Origin of the sequence: Aeromonas sp., assembly GCF_050633025.1 — a bacterium.
In the GTDB taxonomy this organism is placed as follows: Bacteria; Pseudomonadota; Gammaproteobacteria; order Enterobacterales; family Aeromonadaceae; genus Aeromonas.
On the sequence record NZ_JBODRQ010000214.1, the window covers coordinates 1 to 3,658 of the forward strand.

At 56.0% G+C, this 3,658-nt stretch carries 5 protein-coding genes; all 5 read right to left on the reverse strand.

Annotated features, from left to right (window positions below; all coding sequences use genetic code 11):
• On the reverse strand, nt 1-816 hold an 816-nt coding region (locus tag ACRAUW_RS17385; protein ID WP_431363274.1), incomplete at its 3' end, for a recombinase.
• Nucleotides 817-1,103: 287 nt separating this feature from the next.
• On the reverse strand, nt 1,104-1,883 hold the full coding sequence (locus ACRAUW_RS17390; protein ID WP_431363275.1) for a TatD family hydrolase: 780 nt from the start codon (nt 1,881-1,883) through the stop codon (nt 1,104-1,106).
• A 25-nt stretch (nt 1,884-1,908) separates the two neighbouring features.
• Entirely contained in the window at nt 1,909-2,856 is a 948-nt protein-coding gene (gene holB, locus ACRAUW_RS17395; protein WP_431363276.1) for a DNA polymerase III subunit delta', read from the reverse strand.
• A complete protein-coding gene (gene tmk / locus ACRAUW_RS17400; RefSeq protein ID WP_431363277.1) occupies nt 2,841-3,482 on the reverse strand; it encodes a dTMP kinase in 642 nt (213 codons plus the stop codon). Before tmk ends, holB begins: the two co-directional genes overlap by 16 nt.
• The coding region (locus ACRAUW_RS17405) for an endolytic transglycosylase MltG (protein ID WP_431363278.1) at nt 3,482-3,658 on the reverse strand (177 nt) is incomplete at its 5' end. The genes ACRAUW_RS17405 and tmk, both read right to left, overlap by 1 nt.

The window sequence follows — 3,658 nt, forward strand, 5'->3', positions numbered from 1 at the left end:
ATTGATGCCCTGGGGGCCGAGTGGTTCGGCCATCAATTGGCCCCAGCGGTTCATGCGCCGAAATAGCGGCCCCTCGCTGATCCGGCTTTTGTGTAGCCATTTTTGCAGTGCCGACACGGGACAATAGTGCTTGCCCGGGATCAGGGCTATCTCGGTTTCATGCAACTGATGCTTACTAGGTTTGAGACGAAGGCGGAGCCCCTGCCCCACAAAATCGAGATCGCTCACCTCAATTCGGGCTGCTTCCGAGCGGCGCAAGGCGCCACTGAACATCAAGAGCAGCAGGGTGTGATCACGCAAGCCCGCCAGATCATGGGTGTCGATGCCATCCAGCACCTGGGTCAATGGTTTCAGCGTCAGGGCCCCGGTTTTTCGTTTGCGGTTATCCCCCAACCTGACAATACCACGCATCATCTCCTTGATTTCAGGATGCTCGGTGGGCATGGGATGAATGCCTTTCTGCTTGAAGGCATAACGGATCCCGGCTAGCCGTCTCACCAGGGTTGCCGGTTTTCGAGGTTCACCGTTACGCAGCTCTCCCTTCCCCTCCTCTTTATCCAGCCATACCCAGTCGGCCAATACGCCGTCAGCCTGATCTGCCAGAAAGTTCATGATGTCATGATGGGTCGTTTGCAGCGGATCCAGCCCGTGCAATTGGCACCAGAAGACAAAAATACGGGTATCCGCTTGATAGGCATTGAGGGTGGAATCCGCTTTTGCACTGCGTAAAAAGCGGCGTGCCCGACTATTTAGCTGTGCATCAAAAACGGTCTGCAGTGACTGATGAGCCGGGTTGGACAAGGTTGGATATGCCACGGAACACTATGATTCATATGAAGTTTGATAGGATCTTACAGGATCCTCCACACACATCAAGTATCGATAATGAATATTATCGATACTTAAAGCATCTTATTTTAATACCCTTTGATCACGGTGAAAAAACGAAACATAGGAATATCATTCAACTCCAGTTTGGTATGGATGAACGAGTTGAATTGACTGGGCGAGTGAGAGATAACGTTGAGTGAGGTTGATATTCAGGTGGGTAATCTAGCTTGGTATTTGAAATATAAAAAGCCCCGAGCAACGGGGCTTCAGTGTTATTTTTTCGCCAGTTTGAACAGTTCAAAGAAATTCCGGCTGGTCGCATCTGCCAATTCAGCCAGCGGCATTTGACGCAGGTCAGCAATAAACTGGGCAACGTCTCGCACAAAGGCTGGTTCGTTCTCCCTCCCCCGATGCGGAACGGGAGCAAGATAGGGCGAGTCGGTCTCGACCAGCAATCGGTCGAGGGGCAGTGCCTTGACCACGGCTTGCAAGGCAGATGCATTTTTGAAGGTGGCGATCCCGGAGATGGAGATATAGAACCCCATCGCCATCGCGGCTTGCGCCATCTCGAGAGACTCGGTGAAACAGTGCAGCACACCGCCAACCTGATCAGCTCCCTCTTCACGCATGATTTGCAAGGTATCTTGCTGGGCATCGCGAGTGTGGATGATCAGCGGCTTGTTCAGTGCGCGGGCAACCCGGATATGTTCGCGGAAAGTGGCTTGCTGAACTTCCTTGTTCTCCGGCGAGTAAAAGTAATCGAGACCGGTCTCACCGATGGCCACCACACGTGGATCGGCAGCTTGCTTGAGCAGCAACTCGGCATCGACACCGGGTTCCTGATTGAGCGGGTGTACCCCGCAAGAGGCAAACACCTGGGGATAGGGCGCGATCGCCTCGAGCATGGTCGGGAACTGTGCCTGAGTCACACTGACACAGAGAAAGTATCCCACGTCCAGTTTCGCGGCCTTTGCCAGTACATCAGCCATGCTGGTCTGCTTGCTGCCATAGCTGAGGCGATCGAGATGACAGTGGGAATCAACGAGTAACATATAAAACCTTTCTGCTTGTCGGTACTTATAACCAGCGACTGAACCAGTTCATCAGATGGATGGTGGGATTAGAGAGCTGACCCGGCTGGCATGCCGCTTTCAGGGCAACCAGATCTTGTTCTGCCTCCAGCAGTTTTTCGCTGGAGTGCTGCTCTGCCAACCGTTGACTCAAGATGGCCAGATCAGGCATTGCCAGCTGATGGTGACCACATCCGGCCTGGGTTTTCAGGGCATCGCACAAGAAGAGCTGCAACCAGTGCAACCTGACCTGCGTCTCCTGACCAAGCTGGCTGCACAATGCCGTCGCCTTGACTGGGCTTTGACTCAGAGCGACAAACTGTTCCAGCAGTTCGCGGCGAGTACCGTCCTGTTGCTGCTCGATATAGTCGAGTACCCGCAGCGGGGCCCCCTGACAGATCCGCACCTGAGCCAGGGTGGCCTGATGATCCTGCTCGGCCAACCAGCGTACTGTTTCCCCTTCCGCAGGCAACTGACAGACATGTTTGTGACAGCGACTGAGAATGGTGGGAAGCAACCGGGAAACCTGGGAGGCGATCAGCAACAGCAAGCTGTCGCCGGCCGGCTCTTCCAGGGTTTTCAGCAGGGCATTTGCCGCCGATTCGGTCATCCGCTCCGCATCAGGAATGATCACCACCTTGCCACGGCCGAGCTGGGCAGAGCCCTGCAGCCGGGTGCAGATCTCGCGAATGGCCTCGACCCCGATGGTCTTGCTGTCGCGTGTTATGGTACCGAGATCAGGGTGGTTACCCTTGTCAAACAGCTGGCAGGAATGGCACTGACCGCACGGTTCTCCGCAATCAGGCTGCTGACAAAGGTGCAAACGCGCCAACCGCTCGGCCAGCTGCTCCTTGCCAAGACCGGGATCGCCGAGCAGCAACCAGGCGTGGCCGAGACGACCGGACTGGGCAGTCTGGCTCAGTGCATGCCAGTCGGGGATCAACCAGGGATACATAGCGGCTCGTTCGACAGATAGTGATCCAATGCGCGCTCAATGGACGTTTTGACCTGTTCCGGCGTTTGCGCCGCATCGATCACCACAATTGAGTCATCCTTGGCGGCCAGTTCGAGATAACGAGTTCGAGTACGCTCGAAGAAGCTCAGTTGCTCCAGTTCGATACGATCCAGCTCGCCGCGATGGCGGGCGCGCTGCAAGCCAAGGGCAGGATCGATATCGAGATAGAGGGTGAGATCCGGCGTGAAGTTGCCGAGCACCGCCTGTTTGATGGCACCGATGAGCTGGGCATCGATACCACGGCCGCCACCCTGATAGGCCTGGGAGGAGAGATCGTGGCGATCCCCCACCACCCAGATACCGTCGGCCAGTGCGGGTTTGATGCGGGTCTCCACCAGTTGTACCCGGGAGGCATACATCAGCAGCAATTCCGCCTCGATGGTGAGGCGCTCGTCGTGCACCTCTTTGACGATGGCCCGCATCCGCTCGGCCAGTGGCGTACCACCCGGCTCGCGGGTGCACTCGATCCGGTTGATGCCGTGCCGCTGCAGATAGTCGGTCACATAACGCACGGCCGAGCTCTTCCCTGCCCCTTCCAATCCTTCGATCACAATAAATTTAGACATTAGGGTTTCTTCAATATGTATTCACGAACCGCCCGATTGTGTTCATCGAGGGTCTTGGAGAAATAGTGGGCACCGCCCCCCTTGGCGACAAAGTAGAGATAATCGGTCGATTTGGGGTTGAGTGCAGCTTCGATGGAGGCCTTGCCCGGCATGGCGATAGGCGTGGGCGGCAGACC